This window comes from Maribacter sp., assembly GCF_039968975.1.
GTDB lineage: Bacteria > Bacteroidota > Bacteroidia > Flavobacteriales > Flavobacteriaceae > Maribacter.
The window spans coordinates 1-22237 of the sequence record NZ_JBDVOT010000036.1; the positions used below are offsets into that span (position 1 = coordinate 1).

The window sequence follows — 22237 nt, forward strand, 5'->3', positions numbered from 1 at the left end:
AACCACTGTCGTCTAGATTAATGGATAAATCAAAACTTAGACCTGCCATATTGTTTGGCGTTACCAATGCTAAGTTGTTTATAGAGACAGGGAAATTCATAAGTTCCATTTCTCCTTCAAATCCAAAATATTCTGCTTGTATTGGTTTAGTGCCGGGCTCTGTCTGTATTTCCAGTCCCTGAAAAGTAATACCCGTGAAACTAAATCCGTTAGGGTCGTCTGGATTTGGTTCTTCTCTGGCTTCTTGGTTTATTTTACCGGCAATGGCTAATGAACCTGTAAGATTAGCATAAGGGTACACATTTCCGTTTTCAACATTTATGGCAACACTAGAATTGTCTGCCAATTGCATTTCTCCCAAAAACATGGGTGTAGTATAACTACTTTGTAAGCCTACCTGCAAACCGTACCCACCTTGTGATATATACCCGTCATAGTCCATAGGGTCTTCAAAAATAGGTACTGCTATGTCACCACCTATAGAACCGCCAACTAATGAATTTTGAGAAAGTTCTATACTAACATCATCTATGGTAAAACCCCATTGCCCGGCAGCACCGTCTCCTGTTTGTAATACATTTTCAGCAAAAAATACACCTGATACCCCTTGGCTGTCTAAAACCAAGTTTTGAGCTCCAAATTCAACTCTACCATTACTGTTATTTACATCTTCAATACCTTGTGGTAGCATTACGCTTACTTCTGAGGCATAAAAACCGCGCCACAATTTTCGGTCCGTGCCAGGGTATATGGCATTGTAATCTGCGGGTAATACTAAATTGGAAGAACTACGAGAATCACTTAGATCTAAAACTACATTCTCTAGGTTAAAGCCCCAGCCTTTTAAACCGACTACTTCAAAGCGGGGTAGGTTTACATCTAGTAACAGATCGTTCCAACCTTCTGCTTGTATACTAAATGAAGTACCTACGTAACAATCATTATCAATTACTTCTTCTTCATTTTCTAATTCATATTGGTTACTGTTGCTATCGCCACAGGTATAATTACCTTGCTCGTCAATAGGTAAAAGCACATTTCTAGAAACACGTAAATCTCCTTCTAAGCTAATACCTTGTAAGTCGGAACAATTAAATTCTATAAATGATTTATCAGAAAATGAGTTTGATTCAAGATCAATACCTCCTTTTAGCGTAAGTAACCAATTATCTCCTTGAATAGGTATAGCTTGGTTGCCCAGTAGCACCAATTTCATATCGCCAGATAACCCACCGTCATGTGATAGTTTTACATTCTCGGCACCAAAAAAGAGCTCGCGTTCTATGCCACGGTCTTCTTCGTTTTCAAATTCTCCTTTTTCAGGTATTATTAAACGTGCCCAAATTTTTACCAAAGCATATTCTGGGGTAAATTTTACTTCAGTAATGGCAAGCTCTACAGAGTTATTAGAAGTTTGATCAGTTTTTTTAAGCCCTACCGGTAGTTCTAGTAATTCATTACCGGTTATAATATCTACAAAATTACCCAATTCAGCCACTGCGTTCAGTGCTCCTTTTGCATTGTTAATCAGTTTATCTACAGCTGGGTTTTGTTCAAAATTTGCTGCTATAAATGCATCGTTAAACTCAGGGACTCTATTGGCAAAAGAAATATTAAAGTTTTGGTTTTCTAGTATGTTTTCATCTAATGATGGAAAAGATCTAAACACCTTTTCTTCTGCTACTATAACTTCTTCTGTATTTGGTGTATTAAAAATGGTTGACCCCGTAACTAAACCACTAGAACGCATTGTAGCTAATTGCTGTAAATGCGCTATTTGCTGTGCATCTGCTTTTTTAAGTTTTGTAGTATCGTTTGCCTTTGTTACTAATGAGTCTTTTGAAACTACGCTTATTGGTGCAGGCAGAGCAGCATGAAGTTGCATGCCAGAGAGTAAGCTAAAGTAGCATGTTAATATTATGATATATATGTAGTTTTTATTCATACTACTTGTGTTTTATACTTTAAATTTCTTTTTCTTCAGGAACTATTACTTCATAATCTAAATCATAAAAGAAAACATCTGTCATGCCGGCTTCTTCTATAGCGTTTCTTAATCGTTCGGATACAATGAACGTGTAACCATCAAATAAGAAATCATATTCCTTTTTTAAACTTAAAGTTGAAGGGATAAATTCATAATTTTTATAGTTGGCTTTTTTTATCTCAAGCAACTCATCATATGATGACGTTTTTAAGATTTTTATATCGTTTTTGTTATTTTTATTTACTTTTTTAAATACTGAGTCTTCAATACTTAAATGTGGAAAGTTCCATTGTTTTATTGGATAAAATAACCAATATTTATATTTGGTCTTTTTTTGATAGTTGTCAACATTTAGTTCTAAGAATTGATCTTCCGTTAAAGTAAAATCATTTAAAATTTTAAACAATGCGTCACTTAGGCAAATTCCTCTTGTAAAAGGTGTAAAAGCAGCTTTATGCCATTTTCGACTTCCACCACCGCTAGACCATAACATGGTATTACGTAATATGGGTTCATTAAAGTCTAACTGTTCATGATCTGGAACATTTGTATCTACATACAATTGAATAGGTTTAGGGTTTTCCCATCTTTCTCTATTTCTTAATAAATGTGTATCTAACTGCAAACGAGCAATTACTTCTTGGCTACAGTACAAGTTCCATTCTCTGCCATAACCACCTACTTGATAATATTTCATTTTAATTATATCTATTTAAAATATCTTGAACTGCGTTAATTTTAAGAGGTATATCATCAGTTGAATTCACTCCAAACAAATCATTTACATTGGTACTATTTTTTACAGATTGATCTAACAATCCTTTTTGTATTCCAGTGGTTAGCGTTTCTAATTGATCATGTAAATTTTCAAGTTGTTGTTGTTGTGTAAGTCCAATTTCGTCAGCCTCATCCAAGATTTTATTCCATCTATCCGAAATCCATGCTTTTAGAGCTTCTTCATAATCAGCATGATTAGTATGAACACCTCGGTTTAGTAGACTGCCGCCTCCTGTACTATAGCGTTCTAACGGTATGGCATTTCTAGCATCTCCAAGTGCATTAAAATTAATTTTATTGGTACCCGTATAAAATTGAAAATAGAGTTGTAATGGCTCTAGTTCTAACATATTTACAGGTAGTATGTGGTGAACGTCAAAGGGGTTAAATATGGTCAAATCAAGCGTTCTATAATACGTTGCCCAATTTGTATTTGCCGCTTTCGTTGGAAAGCCAGCTTCTGCTAAAGCATTTATATAATTTCTTGTATAAATAGCATTTGGGTTTGCATCCATAAAAGTGAACAAATTACTGCGTACGTTACCTCTGTTATTTACTAAAGCTCTTACTAAATTATAATTTTGATCAATTGCATCTAGCACCCTTGCGGTAGTAGTGCTGTAATTGGTGATATCATCAATATGTGTTGCTCCAATATTGGCATTTAAGAAGTCGAAATCAAAACGTTTTTGGGGAAATTTGTTGCCATTGGCTTTATAAATAATATACCATACATCTAAAATATCAGCGTCTAAATCAGCAAATTTATCATAGACTTTATTTGCAGAAGCAGAAAGTGCGCCGTGATTGCCATTTACATTTTCAAAGAAGGAAATAATTGCATTATCATCTTCAAAGGAAATTAATTTATCAAAAACCGCTCCTCGTTGTCCTTGTGGAAGTTCTTCTAAAAGTTTTTCAAAAGCTAAACTGCTTGTCTCAGGCAATAAATTTCGAACATATGTTATACTAGAAGATGCATCTTCTAAGGAGGTAATTACATTACGAGCCCTATTAAGTTTTATTTTTAAATCATCTAAATTGCCAAGGGCAACTTCCATTTCGAATTGAGCCAACCAAACTTTTGCCTCCTTGACTTTATTAGTTACTTTAATTCCCTCTAATTTTCCCTCTGCAGCAATAACTGCATCTAAAAAGCTTTCTGCCTCAGTTTTACTTGGCAGTCCCTTCTCTATGTTTTGAACCTGTCCAAAAATATTTTTCATATTTATTAGACTTGAGCCTACATCAGTAACAGCTACGGTCGCAGTAAGTATATTTAATGCATCTAAAAAAGCTTTCGTTTCTGGGTTCAAATTTTCAACACCTACCGCTTGTTGAGTTAAACTAACTCCAGAACCGATCATGTCAGAAATTATAAATGTTTTCCTAATCAAACTCGGCGCTTTAGCAAGTGCTCCATAACCACTTGCCATACTTACAATGTCTACGGTAGCCTGTATGCCATCTACAACGGTCTGAGTACCGCCAACATCATCGGCATAATAAGCTAAAATTGCAGGGCTTAATGTTGGGTTATTATTGTTGTATTCATTAAGCATACTTAGGCTAGCCCTATTTGTAAAGTAAATTACAGAATATGGGTTTAGCGAAATATTTTCAGTTTCTGAAACTTTTCTAGCTCCTAAATATTGCTCATTATAAATAGTGATATGTGCATCGTTCTCATTAGGCGAAGTCCAAGTGGTTTTTGTGTCGTAAGAATATAAATCTTGCCCAGTGAAAAAGTCCCATGTTAATTTTTGTTCTGCTAATGTGGTGTTCCAAAAAGAACGATAATAAAAATTGATATTTCTGTCGAATAGGTCATCTAATGTAAAAAGGCTTAGTTCATTAGAAAACATGGCAGATTTTGTTATGCATAAATCTGCAATAACATTTATTAGTTCTTTATAGTTGTCTTCATGAAAATATGTGTGATCATTATCTGTCTTATAAACCAGTCTCCTTAGAAGGTTGTAGTCGGCATCAGCTACTTGTGAGACAGCGTTTAATTTATCTAACAAGTCATCTACATCATTTTCTTTTGTAAATTTTATTAATCGTATTAGAGCTATTTCTTGATCGTCATCAAGTATCCAATTATCCAACATGAGGCTTAGCGCAATAATTTTGTTTTCAACGCTTATTTCCTTTAACTCATCATCTGAAAGATTTTTTATACAATTTTCAACTTGTTTAGGTAATGAATTAAGATTTAAGCTATTTAGTGTTTCTAGACAATTGTTAAGATTTCCATGTACTGCATTTAACAATCCTAAATAGATAAAAGTCAAATCGCCGTTATCATTAGCAATAGATTTCAAGGGAATGTGAGCCTTACTTATTTCGATAGATGAACCATGAGTATCTACTTCTTTTAAAGGTAGCAAAGGAAAAATTTCTTTTATGAGATTTGGATACGAATTGTAAAGTATTGCAATTTTTGAAATAATTGGGTAATGAGAATTCCAATCAATACCCTCTCCTAAAATATGACCTACTAGTTCTTCATTTACAATATAGCCTGCGTCATAAGCACTAGTTTCTTGATACAAATAAGTTTTACTTGCAAGAACAGTACCCTCAAATATTCTAGTATATTTTTCATTATCAGCCTCTTGTAATATATTTACTAAACTATTTTCAATAAAAGACAGGTCAGGGACTTGGGTTCTTAACAATAATCTATTTTCTGACCTGGGGGAAAAAGTTATTACTCCATTTGAATAATGTTGTCTGGTTATATCATTGTAGGGTTGATTGGTATTTTGAGATTCGAAACCTTCGTAATTAAAACTAAAGTCAGCTACTGTATACGGTTCGTTTGTCGGATTATTTCCAGATATTTTTGCTTTAAAAATCTCATCTTCTAAGGTGAAACCAATCAATGCTCCTGTTGGGTATTTACTATAGGGCTCTATTTCATCTAAACCTGTAACAAATACAAGATTTTTCACCGTATCAGGAAGCGTAATATAACTTCCATTTAACGTCATGAAAGTATAAGACGTGCCATCAGAGTTTTTAAATTCATTAGGAATGACACTAACTAAAGTACTTTGCCCATCCTCTTCATCTTGGAAAATATAAAACTTTAAATCTGGGTTATGAATTTGCGCCCAATGCGTATGTGGTAGGTTATCACCATTGCTATAATCCATTAACCAATTTGTAGCATTTTCAGAACTGCCGTATTCAGAAAATGGATGTTGTAGCGCAAAAACACCATGCCCAATTTCATGTGCCAAGGTTTTGGAAATAGTCCCTTTTGCCTCTTCTTTATTAGTTAATTCGCCACTGCCTGTATATCTTTCAAAAACAAAACCATATTGGCGTTGCAATGGCATAAAACCGGCAATTTGCTTAGTGTTTAAAAATTCATCGCCCAAGACAATAATATAGTAGGTGTCAGGGTCATTAGCCCCCGCTGCTTTTGCTAGATTTTTTAACGCTTTTTGTTCCGTATTATACGCGGCAGTAAACGGGCTGTCGCCAATATCCATGCCATTGGTACCTAATGCACTAGCTACATCATCTACATTAAGTAAGATTCTTGGTTTGAAATTTATATTGGCTAGACCTTGTTTAAAAATGTTTTGAACCGTAGTTTCTACATCTCCCATAGAAGCCCCTGCGGATACTATGGCAACATCAATATTTCGTTCTTTTAAATGCCAAAGGGTAAAAGCCCCGGCTGTTAACTGTTTGGTTGAGTCTACTTTAGATTCTACTAACGCATAAATAGTCTCATTTTCAAATGTATGTCTACCAGGTAATGATATAGAAACAGAGTTCCCTTCAATAGTACGAGGTATTATTTCGCCTATTTTGTTTTTAAATATCAGGTCTTCAGCATCATATTCACTATTCTGTATGCTAATTGCCCCAACAATTCTTGTGTTATCCTGTAATTTAACGGCATGGTGGGTAAGTGGGTAGTCGGCACCAGTGGCATCTTTAATTACGGTATATTCTTGTGGTATATTACCTAAGGCAGAACCTGTAGGTATCATATCCATACCATAAGTGCCTTTTGTATTAAAGGTTACTTTAATACCAGGTGCGGTCAATGCTTCTATTTGTCCGTTATTGGAAACGCCTGTAACACTTGACGCGGAAACAGAACCGTGATCATCTAATTGCCCACCCTCTGTAATTTCACCATCTTCAGTAACATAAAAGGTATTGCCAGCGCTATCTGTAATAGCCATGTCATCGCCTAAAGGTTCTGTTTTGGTAGCACCTGTGTTTGGGTTGGTTATAATTACAAAGCCATCTTCAACTTTTATGTCGTCTTTAGTAATAGCCCAATTTACCGTGATTTCATCACGATCCGTATCTCCTTCAAAAAATTCACCTACGGAATCAACAATATTTTCAACCGTGTCTATTGCCTCGTCAATATCTAGAATATTGCTGAGGGTAGGGTCATAGAGCGTAGTAACGGTACCTTCTGTTAATTGCTTATCGGTATTGATAAAGATATTTGTAAACTCAACCCCAACGCGAATACTGTTTAAGTAGGGTATGGTTACATAACCTGTACCTGTAAAATAGCCATTGCTACCACTTGCGGTTAAAACATTAATAGGGAAATCTCCTGCAGTAAATTGCTCACCGGCATTTATACTAGTTAATGGTTCTGAATTAGAAATATCAAACTCTGGGTTAATATTACAGTCATAAACACTTTCTTCATTATCGGCAATAAAAGTGGTAAACTCTTTAATGATACTCCATTCACTACCTGTTACCGCGCACTGTTTTAGAATTTGGTATTGGTAGGTAGTGCCCACTTTTAAATCCCATAACGTAGTTTCGTTACTTGTGGTATTATTTGTGAACCACTCCGCATCGGCAACATTTTTCTGTCTGTATCTAACCGTATATTCAGGTATTTCTGTTGAAAAATCATCCCAAAAAATATTAGCATTGGTACTCCCTTTTACTTCATGACCAATTGCAGTAGGTAGGTTGCAACTTTCTGCGTGGCTAAAAGAAAAAATTTCACTGTACCCTTGGTTTTTAAATAGGCCAATTTCTTCAATACCGCTTTGTGCCTTTGCCTGTACGCGCCATGCATAATTTTTACCCGATAACAATAAGGGGTCTGATGGTGAGTACACATAAGTAGTGGCAGTAGTAGTGGTTTGAAATATAGGTGGAGAACTTAAAAATGCCTGTTGTGGATCAACCTGGGTATCCCAAATTTCAACTAAGCTTAATTCATATTGAACATTGGTTACATTTATGCTTCTAGGTGTCCATTGAAAAACAATATTTTGCGGATTTGTTTCTTCAACGTTGGTCTTATTGCGGGGTAATACCAAAAAAGGAGGTTCATTTTGGAATACTACGCTTAGCGCACAACTTTTATTAGATAACCTATTTCCTGTTAGTACATCATAAACTTCAATACAAAATTGGTATGCCCCTTCTGGTATAGGGTTGCCATATTGATTGCCGTTAATACCGGTAATATTTTCGAATCTGAAATATGGTGCTAAGTCTGCATTTGTTAATATTAGGGGTAAGCCACCTTCTAGAAACAGCGGTGAGGCACCTACAACAATATCATTACTTTGAAAAGAAAGGGCGCTACCTTGAAAATAGGTTTTAATACGAATTTCACGATTGGCAATTTCAAAATCGTTTAAAGTTATTTGCACCCGTAAAGGACTATTAATAGTACTGGCGTCTGCATAGTTAGAGACATAAATAGGAGCAGGGGGTATAGCCTGTGGAACAACTTGTACAGGGAAATTTTGTGCTGCTGTGAGTATGGAGTAAAAAGCAAAAAGTAAAAAAAGGTATATGGTTGTTCGTTGGCGGTTGTTCGTTGTTGGTTGTTGGCTGTTGGTTGGCAGATGTTCTGATGTTTTTTCTTTTACAAGAGCAAGTTTCATTCTTTCAGAAGACTTTTTAGTTGGGGTAACTAAAAAACCATTCTTTAAAAAGAAAAATAATGCTATCAATATTTCTACAATCTTATTCATTTAGTATTCGTACTTTTTACTGTCTTCATTAACGAACAACCGTCAACAAACAACCAAAAACGATTAATTCTTATTAATGTACCGTAACTCAAAATTATCTGGATTAATAATATTCAGTGACTTCTTATAATAGAAATCAATAATTTCTTCTTCTAAATAACGCCCTATTTCAACTGGGTTTTCGTTTTTGTCATACATTTTGTATGATTTGGTCGAAGTAAGTTTTTTGAATTCCTTTAAGTTGCCTTTTGCATGAATAATATCTTCTAAAGAATTAAAATCTGCAAAGCGATCTTCCATCCATCTGTGCCCTACTAATTTCAGTTGCCTTTCTTCATGTTCTCCAACAAGTTTCTTATAAATTGTCCATTCGGTTTCAGTTGCATCTGTGATTTCAGGATTTTTATGTAAACGGTTGGCATCAAGTTTCACCTTAGTTTGTACAAAGCTATTTTCTAAGATCATGTCTATTTTCTGCATATCGTCTTTAATACGTTCAATAGCATCGAATAAGGCATTATTATAGACATCTTGAAAATCACCAAACTTATATAGTTCCTTAAGAAAAGTCAGCGCACTTTCTTTATAGTTATTTTCTTTTTTCTGATCTTTTACAGTAGCTAAAAGAATATTTAGGTCGTCTTTTTTAAATTGTGGTATTGCTGCAAATTGAGCGCTTTGGTACACATTGGTCAATTGCTCGTTAACTTCAGTCAGGGTACCGCTGTATATTATATTTCTGTATCTAAAGCTTACTGTTTTTTCTTGTGTTCTTGGTGTTCTTTCATTAGGTACACCTTGTCTTTTTTTCAGGTTTAACTTAAAATTGTCAAAGGCATAGCTATAACCAAAAGTTATTGTTAGATCTCTACCGGTATTTAGTTGAGAATTTCTAAAAAGCATTAAAAAGTTTAAATTCAGATTATGCTTTTCTAACCACAGATAACTGCTGCCAAGACGAAAATTTAATACATCACCTTGCTGCTCACCATTGGCAAATGAGGTGTTGTAAGAACTAGAAAAATTGGTTCTAAGTTGCTTGTCGAAAAAATGCTTGCCAATAGATAAAGTAGGTCCTGCAGTGGTGTTTTTATCTTCTGCTACGGTATTGTAAGATACATTGGCAGCTAACGAAATATTCAATGATTGCTCTGGATAGCCTAAAGTGTAGCCGGCCATACCGTTGTAAAATTTGCTGTCACCGCCATCAATGGTTTCTCCTTCTTGCTGATTGTTAGAGTTTTGATATACTATATTAAGGTTGGTACTATGTTGTTTTGTCTCTGTTTGCTTTATAATATAATTGGCACCTAAATTTGCGTTCTGAGATATTTGGCGATAATTTAAGGTATCCACATTATCGAATTGGCCCACTTGATTTATATAATCAAATTGATCACGAATATTGGTATATGATTGAAAGTTAGAATAAGAGCCATTTAAATTTAATTTTTCTGATGCGGTATAGCTTGCATTTACTGCACTTACAATTCGCTGTTGATCAGATGATTTGGCATTATTTAAATTATCTTGCTGTAAACCTGCATTTACACTTAAATTCAATTTGTTGTTAAATATGGTTTGACTTGCGTTGACCGTAATGTTCTCTAAATCATTGTTAAAGAAATAAGCGCCAAGCGTTTTGTAATCTGGATCTATACGCTCATAGCCGGCACCTATGGTACCATTACCGGCAGGATAGTCAAAAGAAACATTTAAGGCATTAAAATAATTTGTGCTGATATTTTCATCTAACAAAAAAGAAAGTATGCCGTTTTTCTCGCGTGCATCTGTCAATTGAGTGTCCTCTGTTACTCCAGATATGGCATATTCTATCCTTATTTTAGCTTTTTCTAGAAGTCTGAATTCAGACTCAAAAGAGACTACAGCATTATCTTTAGGTGATAGCCCAATTTCAACAGGGAAGGGATTGTTTAACGAGTTATGATCATCAGAGGCCTTGAAAAAAATAAGCCCAAGTTTCATAAAATCAAAATCATAGGCAGTCTTTATTCCGTATCCTTTTCTGTTATACGCTGTAATAGCTTGCGGTACTTCTTCATTATATTCTGTTGCACGTAATAAGCGACCATACATAGCACTTATTTGAAATTTTCCCTCAGGATTAAGGTCAAAACCACCACCTGTAAATTGATGACCTGATAAGGTGTAAGGAGAAAAAGTCATGTTCACATCTCCTATATGAGCTGTTGCCCATTTATAAGATGGATGTAAGCTAAGTCTGTTATACTTAAAGGGGTTTGGAAAATTAAAATCTTGATTTGAATACGTAAATGATAACGGAATATTGTAAACACCAGCTACATTGAAATTTATATTACCATTTAAAAAGTATGTGAGGTTTTGACGATTTGCAGTACCGTCATAGTACACGCCGTTAGCGGAAATACCACCGTTATAACGGAGCCATTTTTCTTTGCCTAGCTGGTCAAAACTGATACTCTGGGAAAAGCCACAGGTGCAACACATAAACAACAGAACTAATATTCGATACAATGATTGGAAATCTTAAACGTTAAATATAAGTTAAGAGCGGAAAGTAATACAATATTTTCGATGAAACGCGGTTTCGCCCTACATATTTTTATGAATAAAAAGGTTAAAATGTAGGGTAATTTCGATTTTTTGAACTGTAATGGTTGAGCTTGTGTTAATTAAGTGTTACGCTTTTGAAAAGTACAATTTAACCCGTCTTCAAAGAAATCAATTCCCAATCTTGGCCCAAAGAACTGTAAGTGCATATTTTTTTTAAAACCTACGGCATAATGGGCACCTAAGGATCTGCTGTTGGTGGCGTCAACTTCTGTGATAATAGCATCGTATTTTGGGTAGGAGGCAATTTTCATAGCATTATAAAGTCCGCGGAAAATTCCCATTTTCCTATGGGTCTTAGCGACACAAATTTGCCCCATGGTAATAAAATTTTGAATGCTGATGTTTTCCATTTCAATAAACATTGGTCTTAAAACAGAAATCTCATCTTTAAAATCTTCGGTCATTGAAAGGGCATAACCAACTACCTTATCACCATCTTTCGCAATGATATGTGGGCAGGCGTTATTCATTCTGGTAAGAATATCTAAGGTATGGTGAACGGTAACAAAACCCTCTTGTTCCATTTCTAAATCAGAAACAGCTGATTTTAAGTTCATCTGTTGTAAAGAGAGAATCTGTATTAATTCGTCATTGGTTGTGGCGGTCGTATACATCAAATTCATTTAGTCAACTTTTAACCAAGCTTTACGGGCTTTTAATACCTTTTTTGAAGGAGCTTTTTCATTTTTCTCAACTAAGTTGATGGTATAATTTGGATCAGAGTTTAAGGATACTTCTGTTTTTCTTTCTAATCCATCTCTTAAAAAGGCTATTGTAAGAACATCATTTGGTTTAAATCCTTCTTTGATAAATGTATTAAATTGAATTCCGTTAGGGAATGATTCGCCATTTATTGAAGTAATGATATCACCTTTATCTAAGCCGGCAACATAAGCTGGACTCCCAATTTTTGTGTTGCTTCTAATTTCGCCGTTTAAATCATCTGTAATAGATACAGCAGCGCCAAAATAAGCCGCTTCTGGGTCTTGAGATAAACTTACGCCTACGGTTTTAAATAGTTCGTTATACTGCGGCATTTCGCTTTTGCGAATAAAACGGTTGAAGAAGTTATTACCGAATGTTTCGCCAGCATACATGTTCAAAGTTTCGTTTAAATTTTCAATGGTGTATGGGTTTTCCGTTTTACCATAGGTAGTCCAAACCAGTTTCATGAAATCATCTAAATTCAATCCTTTTTCACGTAAAGATAGGTCTAGCGCCAGACCAAGAACACTGCCGTAAGAATAATAAGAGATAAATGTATTTTCTCTGTTAACCGGGTCTACAGATGTTGCCGCATCAACAAAAGGAGCTTGATAACTCATTTCTATGGGGTTGAAAAATTTTCTGGCAGGTGAATTCCAAACATAGTTAAAAGTACCTGTTAATCCTTCTACATATTTTTCTGGAGTGATCAATCCTGCTCGGCATAAAATTAGATTGGTGTAATAACTGGTAAAACCTTCTGCAAACCAAAGCTCACCACTCATATTGGCTTCTTTAAAATCAAATGGTTCTAAAGATTTAGGTCTTATACGTTCCACATTCCAGCTATGGAAAAATTCATGGGATACCGTACCAATATTTTTTTCCATACCACCGTTTGCTAAAGTTCTGGTACTGGTTAAGATAGTAGAATTTCTATGCTCCATACCATCTCCAGAGGCATTTGGCATATAACAGGCTAAAAAGGTATAAGTGCCATAATCAAAATTAGGAAGCTCCCCAAAAACATCTTTTTCGGCAAGCACAACTTTTTTTACTTCTTCAAAATAGGTGTCGGCTTCTTCTTCAGTACCTGGGTCTAGTAATGCTAGTGTAATGGTTTGCCCATCTACCTCAAATTCCCTCACCTTATGATTGCTTAACAGCGTTGGGCTATCCATAAAGTAATATAGATTGGGTGCGCTGTAGATAGTACCGTTTACATGTGGTAATTGGGTGGCTATTTTCCAGTTTAAGTCTGCTCTTACTTTAAAATCTACCGTAATATCCCTATTGCTTAAATCTGGAGCGTACATAAATGTTGCAGGTATATTTAAGTGTGCATTGGTTTCATTAATTTGCGAATAGGTACCATCTGCTCTATTTGCAAACAGTATGTACTTAATTTTTACGGTGCCGTCATGTCCATAAACCTTCCATTCATATGGGTTTTTTCTTGAAACCTTTAATGCATTGCCATTAGCATCTGTTGCTGTAAAATTATACACGTTTTTGGCAAATTCATGAAGTGCATATCTGCCAGGTGATGTTCTGCTCATTCTAAGAGATAGCGTATCTGAAGTTACTTCTGGGAATGTAGCCGAAATATTAGCTTCATGATGAACGGCATTTTCAAAAGAGATTGTGTAAGAATTAGTCTGTGCAATTAGTTGAACAGCGTGTAGGGTAAAAAATAATATAAATAGGAGATAGCGCATACAATGATTTTTAGCTAAGATAATGAAGCTATTTTATGTATGAATCTACAAAAGTAAAATTAGAGAAAAGTGGATTATATGATCTGATTTTTTTCAAACCTATCTTCAATACTATCTTTTATTCCTTTTAGTAAAAATTCTGTAATAGGTTTGGTGACAAAGTCGGCTACTAAGGCTTTTTTCTTTAATTTTTCTATATCATGCCTATAGGCCGATGAGGTAAGAACAAATACCATACAATTATCTGTAGAAGCAAAAGATTCTAGCTGGTCCATAAATTCCCAACCGTTCATTACAGGCATATTTAGGTCTAGAAAAATAATGTAGTTTTTCTGGTCTGAATATTCGTTTGTCAAATATTCTATTGCAGGTTTTCCATTAGCAAAACTTATAGTCTCACCTTTTAAATCTGCATGTTTAATTCCTTTTTCTAGTAAAAAAGTGAATATAGGGTCGTCCTCAATAAGTAATATTTGGTAATTCATTTAATATCTTCTATCTCAATTGCGTTGATGGTATTTTCAACTATGTCTTTAATGACATGGTCAATTTCATCTGCTGAAGTGATTATATAATTAAGAACTTGTTCTCTCTCTTCTGATTTTAGTTTCTCTTTGTCATCTCTTAAAAGGTCTATTAAGCCCATTAATCTAGCAACGGGAGCTCTTACAATATGAGACTGAGTCCATGCTATTTTTTTAAGTTGGGCATTTTGCTCTTCTATTGCCTTTAAGTGTTGCACTTTAGTGGTAACATCTTTAGAATTGACAACAATACCTTTAATTGTGGGCTCATCTATTTTATTGGTGATAGCGGTTTCTAACCAAACCCAGTGACCGGCACCGTGCCTAAATCTAAATGGCTTAATGTTTACTTGCGGTATATCCAAAATCTTTATGAATTCATTGTAAACAGAATTGTAATCATCTGGATGAACAAAGTCGAAAGCATTACGCCCAACAAATTCTTCTGGTGTAATTTCTAAGATTTTAGTACAAGTTGGGCTGGCATAAGAGAAAACTGCGTTTTCATCAACTATGCAGATCATATCACTCCCTTCTTGAACTAAAGTTTTATATCGTCGTTCGCTATTTTCTAATTGCTCTTCTGCCTTTTTCTTTTCAGTAATATCTCGTGTAGTAACAACCACTCCGTTTATTGATGGTTCATTGAGTTGATTGGTTATGATATTTTCGAACCATTTCCACTCGCCATTAATGTCTCTAAGTCTAAACGAATCTATTTCAATAGAATCAATGTCTATTATGGAGTTGAATATTTCTCTAACCCTTTGTACGTCATTTATGTGTATATAATCGAAAGCGTTCGTTCCAATATACTTTTCTGGAGCGGCACCTAGTATTTTCATTGTACTAGGGCTTACATACGTAAAATTACCTTCTATATCTATAATGGATATAATGTCATTACTTTCTTGTACTAAGGTTTTAAATCTACGTTCACTATTTTCAAGTTCAAGTTCAGCTTTTTTCTTTTCGGTATTATCTTTTGCAATACAATAATAAACACCCTCTTTTTCATCCCAGTTAGATGACCAGAGCATAGGTACTACATGTCCGTTTTTATGAATATATCTATTTTCAAAATTGAACACTTTCTTGCCAGAGGAAGCATTGGCGGCAGAGTTTTTTGTACTAGGCTTATCATCTTCATGAACTAGCTCAATATAATTAGTGCCAATAATATCTTTAGGATCATATCCCCAAATAGCTTTACTTGCTTGGTTTACACTCAAAAAATAACCTTCTTGATCAATAGTGCAAATAATATCTAAAGAAGTATCCATTATCTTTTGCATTTCTTCTTTGGCACTAATCAGTACTTGTTGAGATAATACTTCTGAGGTGATATCTTTAGAGAAGCAGGTAATACCAGCAGTTTCTCCTTCTTTATTATACATGAGGTCAAAAGAAGTGAGACCGTAGGTTGTCCAAAACTTTTTTGGGTTTTGAATCTTTTGTTTTACCGAGAACCTACCGCTTGTAAGTGCTCTTTGGTAATATGCTTTCCATTTATCTCTTATTTGTTTAGGCGTGGTGTCAGAAAAAACTGGGTCACCTTCTTTAAAAGGATGTCCTTGTATTTTTTCAACTAAATCATGGAAAGCGGTATTCGCAGTAATAAGATTGAAATCTAAATCAATAGACCACATTAGATCACGAGAACTGTTGATCATTGCATCTTGATTATTTTTAATCCTTTGAAGCTCTTTAGTGTAATTTTTCTTTTCGGTAATATCCTGTACGGTACCGTACATTAATTGTGGTTTCTTATCATCGCTCCATTGAAGTACTTTTCCAATTTCTTGAAGCCATTTATAACTGCCATCTTTTTGTTGCATTCTGTATTGAACGCTACAGCCTACAGAAGGGTAGGTAAAACAAGCTAGCATATTTTTTTTTACTTCTGGTAGGTCTTCTTCATGTATGAGGTCAAACCAATTATCAGTATTAAATTCTGATAAAGAAGCTCTGTTAAGCCCGTAAATTTCAAGAGCTTGGTCATTAAGGGTAAGCAAATCTTCATTTAGATTGCGTTCCCATATTCCAATTCCCGTAGCATTGACAATATTGTCTAAAAGTTTTCCTTTTCTTTCTAAGTCTAATTTTTGATCTTCTTCTGTTTTTTTAGACTTTCGAAGTTCAAATAACTGCACCACTTGTTTTGCAAGTGTTTTTAGACTTTCAATTTGTGTTTCGTTAATCTGTCTTGGTTCATAATCCAATACACAAAGCGTTCCCAGTCTTTTTCCATTTTCTGTAGTTAAAGATGCTCCAGCATAAAAACCAACATTGGGGTCATTTTTAACCATGCTATAGTTAGAAAACCTTTTGTCCTTATGCATATCTTCTACAACTAACGTATCAATATCATCTATAATAAGATGTTTGCAAAAAGAGTCCTTTAAGGGTGTTCCGTTTATTTCTACTCCAAAATGGGATTTAAAGAATTGTCTTTTATCATCAACCAATGATATAATACTTGCGGGAGTGTTGCATATAGAGGCTGCGAGAGACGTGATTTCGTCATAGATAACCTCAGGATGAGTATCCATGACATCATATGACATCAATGTTTTTAATCTATTTGTATTTAAAATATTACTCCCTTTCATTTTATCCTTATAAGAAAAGATATACTCTTAATCTAATACTTTAATATCAAAGTAGGAAATTTCTTTAAAAAAAAGATGCAAAAATAAGATATAACTTTGTTATTAAATCATATTAACTAGTTTTTTATCATAGGTTGTGAGAATTTTATGATTATGTAAATGCTTATTATTCAGATTTGTAAAGCGATTTTAGCAATCAATTTAAGTTTTGGTTGAATTACTCTCACTAATAATGGATTACGCTTATAAAATTTTCAGGAAATTATCAATTAGGTTAGATACCTTTCATAGAAAAGTTATTTTTGCGTTATGAGCCCACTACCTAATAAATTACAACGTATTTTAACAATGCGTAAAAAAGAAGATACGTTTCGTACATTAAATTCTATAGAGGGTTTAATTGATTTTCTTTCTAATGATTATTTAGGTTTTGCCACAAATGAAACCTTGTTTTCTAAAACGTTTCAGTTGTTACTTACAGAAAGTGTAGCTTCAAATGGTTCTGGAGGGTCAAGGCTTTTATCTGGCAATCATAAATTGTATAACAAATTAGAGCCTTTCTTGGTTAGATTTTATAAATCAGAAGCAGCCTTGGTCTTTAATTCTGGTTACGACGCCAATATGGGATTATTTAGTGCTTTGCCCCAAAAGGGAGATTTGGTATTTTATGATGAATATGTTCACGCCAGTATAAGAGAAGGTATACGAATGAGTCATGCAAAGGCATATAGTTTTTCACATAATAATTTATCGAGTTTAAAAGAGAAAGCAACATTAAATATAGCTAGAAATGAACATGAAGATTGTGCTGTATATATTGTTACAGAAAGTGTTTTTTCTATGGATGGCGATACGCCAGATTTAAAAGCTTTTGTAAAGTTTGCAAAAGTTAATGGCTATAACTTAATTGTAGATGAAGCGCATGCCGTTGGTGTTTTGGGTAAGAGTGGAGAAGGGTTAATACCACAATTAGGTCTTGAACAAGATGTTTTTGCTAGAACCGTAACTTTTGGTAAAGCCTTTGGTGGTCATGGGGCAGCTGTCCTAGGTTCTAAAGACCTGAATGAATATTTAGTGAATTTTGCCAAACCGTTCATTTATACTACAGCCTTAACGCCACATACACTAGCTACAATTATTACTGCTCATGAGTATATGGGTGAATTAGGTAAAGAACCAAAAAAAATATTAAAAGAGAATATAGATTTTTTTAAAAAGCAGTTGAGCGCACATAAAATGGAACAACACTTTATACCGAGTGATACCCCTATACAGGGTTGCATTGTTTCTGGTTCAAAAAAAGCGAAACTGGTGTCGAAAAAATTAATTGATAAAGGCTTTAATATAAAGGCAATTCTTTCGCCTACCGTACCGGAAGGCCAAGAACGATTAAGAATATGTTTACATAGTTTCAATTCTAAGGAAGAAATAGGGTTGTTAGTTAAATTGTTGGCTGGTTTTATTTAAGAATATGGGAGATAAATTTTATCAGTTGGCATCTTTTGAATATGTTGCTGATGTACAGATTGTAAAAGGTAAATTGGAGTCTGAAGGTATACCGGTATTTCTTAGAGATGAAAATACCTTAAATTCTGATCCTTTAATTAGCAATGCTATAGGCGGAGTTAAATTACAAGTGTATACGAAAGATAGAGAAAGAGCCATTGCTATTTATAATGACATAAGGGCTTATGCAGTTGATGATAAGGGAATAGCTGTAGTTTGCCCAAATTGCAAAACTCAAAAATCTGAACCATATTATAACAGCACAGGATTATTTTATAAACTTTTTCCATTTTTTGAAAAAAGAAAATATAAGTGCCTAAATTGTGGAATGATCACTAATTCAAAGAAATAAGAGCATGCAGAAGATATTTATAACAGGAATTTCGACCGAAGTGGGTAAAACTATAGTTTCGGCAATTTTTACAGAAGCTTTACAAGCAGATTATTGGAAACCTGTACAAGCTGGTGATTTAGATAATACTGATACTGATAAAGTAAAAAGCTTAATATCTAATGATAAATCTAAATTTCATCCAAGTAGTTACGAGCTAAAATCAGCCATGAGTCCGCATGCAGCTGCAGATATAGAAGGAATTCGAATTGATAGGTTTCATATTACTGAACCTGATACAGATAATAATTTAGTCATAGAAGGTTCTGGGGGAATTTTGGTGCCACTGAATGAGGAAGATACCATGTTCGATATCATTATGCCAGATTATAAAGTAGTGGTAGTTTCTAGAAATTATTTAGGTAGTATCAATCATTCTTTATTGACAATAAACTGGTTATTGCACAAAGGATATGAAGTGGCTGTGATTTTTAGCGGTAAAGAAAATAAGTATACCGAAGATATCATTCTTCAAAAGACAGGTGTATCTTTAATTGGCAGGGTCGATGAAGAAAAAGAATTCACTAAAGAGGTCATTAAAAAATATGCAGAAAAGTTTCAAGATATTTTAACAACATTATAATCGTTGTAAAATCTCGGCATTATCTATCGTGGCAATTATCTTATAATGTTTGGCTAAATAGGCGTCTATATATTCATTTTCCTCAACTTCTTTCTTGTCAAAAATTCGTCGTCCCTTACGAACTACAACTGTTTGGGGTCGTAATTCATGCATGATGTATTTAATTTCGTCGACGGAGTTTTTTCTAGGATTGCCATAAAAAGTAAATAGTTCATTTCTACAAATATTACTTGGGTGCGTAGAAGCGGTTGTTGGTGGTAAGGTGTCTAAATTCCAATATCCAATATGGTACTCAAAAAACAAAATATTTTCGGTGTCTAAATTATGTTCTAAAATATACTGAGGCGCAGCGAAGCCTTCCCCGTTAAAGAAGGTGCCTTTTTCAAACTTATTTTTTATAACATTCACATATTCTAGATAACTTTCAGCTGGAATTAATAAAACAATAAAAGCTGCATATGCTGGCAGTTTAGGTTTGTGTAGAAGTATTAAGTTGTGAACAACTATCGCAACGAGAATAAGTAACATGGGGTGTAATTGAATAAGATAATGGCCATTGACCCTTCCTCCTTTTGCGAAAGAGAATAATACTCCAATAATAGAAACTAATAGTAATTGTACGGCTCTATTTTTAAAATCTAACTTCTTACTTCTATAAGCATACATAAGAAAAAGTGCCGTTATTATAAAAATGGGCGCTAGTTTAAAAATAGAATATCTTCTTGCTCCTGTGTATTCCAAAGGAGCTAATACCACAGATTTCCACCAAGTATAGGTTTGATCGGTTAAATAATATGGTGCAATAGTGGCTAAAATTACTGTTATTACGCTTGTGCTAAATAGAATTACATGGAACAGGGTTAGGCTTGTTTTTTTAAATATAGATTCATAAGCCAAGAACATGCCTATGAATAGGATAGGAAAAGCCATGTTCAATTTTACCATAACCGTTGCGCCCATTAAAAGACCAGCCAGGAAAATAGCGGCTAGGGATTTTTTTGATTGTAAAAGGTAAATACTGGGAATAAATAAAGCAATGCATATGTGTTCAGACATTACTCCTTGTAAGCTACCAAATAGGCTTAATAGAAAAATACAGCATACTGCAGTTATAATAGAAGCTTTTTTGGATATGGTGCTTAAGGTTATTTTATAAGTAAAATATGCCGTTGTAGCTACAAGAAGTACACCAGCAAATCTTATGGCGATAAAACTTTTGCCGAATAGAGCTATAATAGCTGCAAAGAAAGCAAAGGTCAACGGTGGTTTTAAGTCCCACAATTGAGTGTAGGGTAAAAAGCCATTTGCCCAAGATTGACCTAATAGTATAAAGGTACTTTCATCACGGTCAATATAATCTCTAAAGAAAAATGGAAAACGAATAAAAAAGGTAAACAATGTTAAAATGAGAAATACAGTAGTATTTTTCATTTCGGAGAAATTTAAAAAGGCATTTTTGTTTCTTTTTAGAGGCATCTATTTATTGCAGTTTATTTCCCGATCTTTGCAAGATAGATAAAATGAAGAATTATAAATTCTATGAAAGTGGAAAATCTATCGAGTCGAGATAAAAAATATTTATGGCATCCATTAACCCAGCATAAATTGGGTAAGCCACAGTTACCAATAACTAGGGCAAAGGGTGCTTTATTGTTTGATGAAGAGGGAAAAGAATATATTGACGGAATTGCATCTTGGTATACCGTTATGTACGGTCATGCAAATGAAGATATAATCTCGGCAATGACCCAGCAAATGCAAGAGTTAGATTTTGTAATGTTCAGTGGCTTAACGCATGAACCGGCAATCAAATTATCCGAAAAATTAATGGAAATTTTACCTGGAAATCAGGCAAAATTATTCTTCAATGACAATGGTTCCACAGCTATTGAGGCAGCTATAAAAATGTCACTTCAGTATTTTCACAATAATGGCGAAAAAAGAGATACGTTGATTGCTTTTGAAGATGGTTTTCATGGCGATACGTTTGGGGCAATGAGTGCGTCTGGTCTGTCGTCGTACAACGGTCCGTTTGAAGATTTTTTGTTAAAGGTGGTACGAATTCCTGTTCCGCAAGAAGATAATATAGATGAAGTAAAAAGTAGGCTTTCCAAAATTTTAGCGGAAAATGATTGTGCGACATTTGTATTTGAGCCTTTAGTTCAAGGTGCTGCAGGTATGAAATTTCATTCTGCAGAAGGATTAGATGCTTTGATAGGTCTTTGTCAAGAACATGAGGTTTTATGTATTGCCGATGAAATAATGACCGGGTTCGGTAAAACAGGAAAGAATTTTGCTTCAGATAACCTAAAGAATAAGCCTGATGTCATTTGCTTGAGCAAGGCATTAACGGCTGGTATGTTTCCTTTAAGTATTACAAGTTGTTCGCAGAAAATATATAATCGCTTTTTAAGTGATGAGGTTCATAAAGGCTTTTTTCACGCACATACGTTTAGTGCACACCCATTAGGTTGTGCAGCGGCATTGGCAGGAATAAAACTATTGAATTCTCAAGAGATTTTAGAGAGAAGAGCTAATATTGAAAAATTACATAACTCATTCGCTGATAAAATTAAAGATTACGATAAAGTTAAAAATGTAAGGGTTATGGGAGTAATTTTAGCCATTGACCTTAATATTGAGACGGAACGCTATGGTAATTTACGTGATGAGTTGTATGGCTTCTTTTTAGAAAGAGGGGTATTGCTAAGACCGTTAGGTAATACGGTTTATGTATTACCGCCATTCGTTATTACAAATCAAGAATTACAAAAGGTTTATGATGTCATTACAGAGGCATTAAATACATTTTAGTCAAG

Annotated in this window: 12 protein-coding genes and 1 pseudogene; 4 read left to right on the forward strand and 9 right to left on the reverse strand. The window is 34.4% G+C overall.

Annotated features, from left to right (window positions below; genetic code table 11):
* From ABJI11_RS02125 to ABJI11_RS02160, 8 genes and pseudogenes are all read right to left on the reverse strand, one after another.
* Nucleotides 1-1945, reverse strand: a pseudogene (locus tag ABJI11_RS02125) (hypothetical protein); the annotation flags it as partial.
* 19 nt (nucleotides 1946-1964) lie between these two features.
* Complete coding sequence (locus tag ABJI11_RS02130) at nucleotides 1965-2684, reverse strand: hypothetical protein (RefSeq protein WP_348348990.1); 720 nt, start codon at nucleotides 2682-2684, stop codon at nucleotides 1965-1967.
* Nucleotide 2685: 1 nt separating this feature from the next.
* Nucleotides 2686-8763, reverse strand: a complete 6078-nt coding sequence (locus tag ABJI11_RS02135) for a fibronectin type III domain-containing protein (protein ID WP_348348992.1) — start codon at nucleotides 8761-8763, stop codon at nucleotides 2686-2688.
* Between the two features lie 63 nt (nucleotides 8764-8826).
* The gene (locus ABJI11_RS02140; protein ID WP_348348994.1) at nucleotides 8827-11253 is read right to left on the reverse strand and encodes a hypothetical protein; all 2427 of its coding nucleotides are present in this window, start codon (nucleotides 11251-11253) and stop codon (nucleotides 8827-8829) included.
* A gap of 185 nt (nucleotides 11254-11438) precedes the next feature.
* Nucleotides 11439-11993, reverse strand: coding sequence for a GNAT family N-acetyltransferase (locus ABJI11_RS02145; protein WP_348348996.1), 555 nt, complete (start codon nucleotides 11991-11993; stop codon nucleotides 11439-11441).
* A 9-nt stretch (nucleotides 11994-12002) separates the two neighbouring features.
* Complete coding sequence (locus ABJI11_RS02150; RefSeq protein WP_348348998.1) at nucleotides 12003-13802, reverse strand: PDZ domain-containing protein; 1800 nt, start codon at nucleotides 13800-13802, stop codon at nucleotides 12003-12005.
* Nucleotides 13803-13876: 74 nt separating this feature from the next.
* Complete coding sequence (locus ABJI11_RS02155; protein ID WP_348349000.1) at nucleotides 13877-14287, reverse strand: response regulator; 411 nt, start codon at nucleotides 14285-14287, stop codon at nucleotides 13877-13879.
* Entirely contained in the window at nucleotides 14284-16938 is a 2655-nt protein-coding gene (locus tag ABJI11_RS02160) for a PAS domain S-box protein (RefSeq protein ID WP_348349002.1), read from the reverse strand. Before ABJI11_RS02160 ends, ABJI11_RS02155 begins: the two co-directional genes overlap by 4 nt.
* Before the next feature lie 309 nt (nucleotides 16939-17247).
* On the opposite strand from ABJI11_RS02160, the gene ABJI11_RS02165 reads away from it, so the two are divergent.
* From ABJI11_RS02165 to bioD, 3 genes are read left to right on the forward strand one after another with little or no spacing between them, the layout of a single operon-like run.
* Nucleotides 17248-18405: a pyridoxal phosphate-dependent aminotransferase family protein gene (locus ABJI11_RS02165; protein ID WP_348349004.1), complete on the forward strand. Its 1158-nt coding sequence runs from the start codon at nucleotides 17248-17250 to the stop codon at nucleotides 18403-18405.
* A gap of 4 nt (nucleotides 18406-18409) precedes the next feature.
* The gene (locus ABJI11_RS02170) at nucleotides 18410-18796 is read left to right on the forward strand and encodes a DUF2007 domain-containing protein (protein ID WP_348349006.1); all 387 of its coding nucleotides are present in this window, start codon (nucleotides 18410-18412) and stop codon (nucleotides 18794-18796) included.
* Between the two features lie 4 nt (nucleotides 18797-18800).
* A complete protein-coding gene (gene bioD, locus ABJI11_RS02175) occupies nucleotides 18801-19418 on the forward strand; it encodes a dethiobiotin synthase (RefSeq protein WP_348349007.1) in 618 nt (205 codons plus the stop codon).
* On the opposite strand, the gene ABJI11_RS02180 is transcribed toward bioD, so the two are convergent.
* Entirely contained in the window at nucleotides 19413-20849 is a 1437-nt protein-coding gene (locus tag ABJI11_RS02180) for a glycosyltransferase (protein ID WP_348349009.1), read from the reverse strand. The genes bioD and ABJI11_RS02180 overlap by 6 nt on opposite strands.
* A gap of 108 nt (nucleotides 20850-20957) precedes the next feature.
* Here ABJI11_RS02180 and bioA point away from each other — a divergent pair, with 108 nt between their 5' ends.
* Complete coding sequence (gene bioA, locus ABJI11_RS02185; protein WP_348349011.1) at nucleotides 20958-22232, forward strand: adenosylmethionine--8-amino-7-oxononanoate transaminase; 1275 nt, start codon at nucleotides 20958-20960, stop codon at nucleotides 22230-22232.
* Nucleotides 22233-22237: the final 5 nt, after the last annotated feature.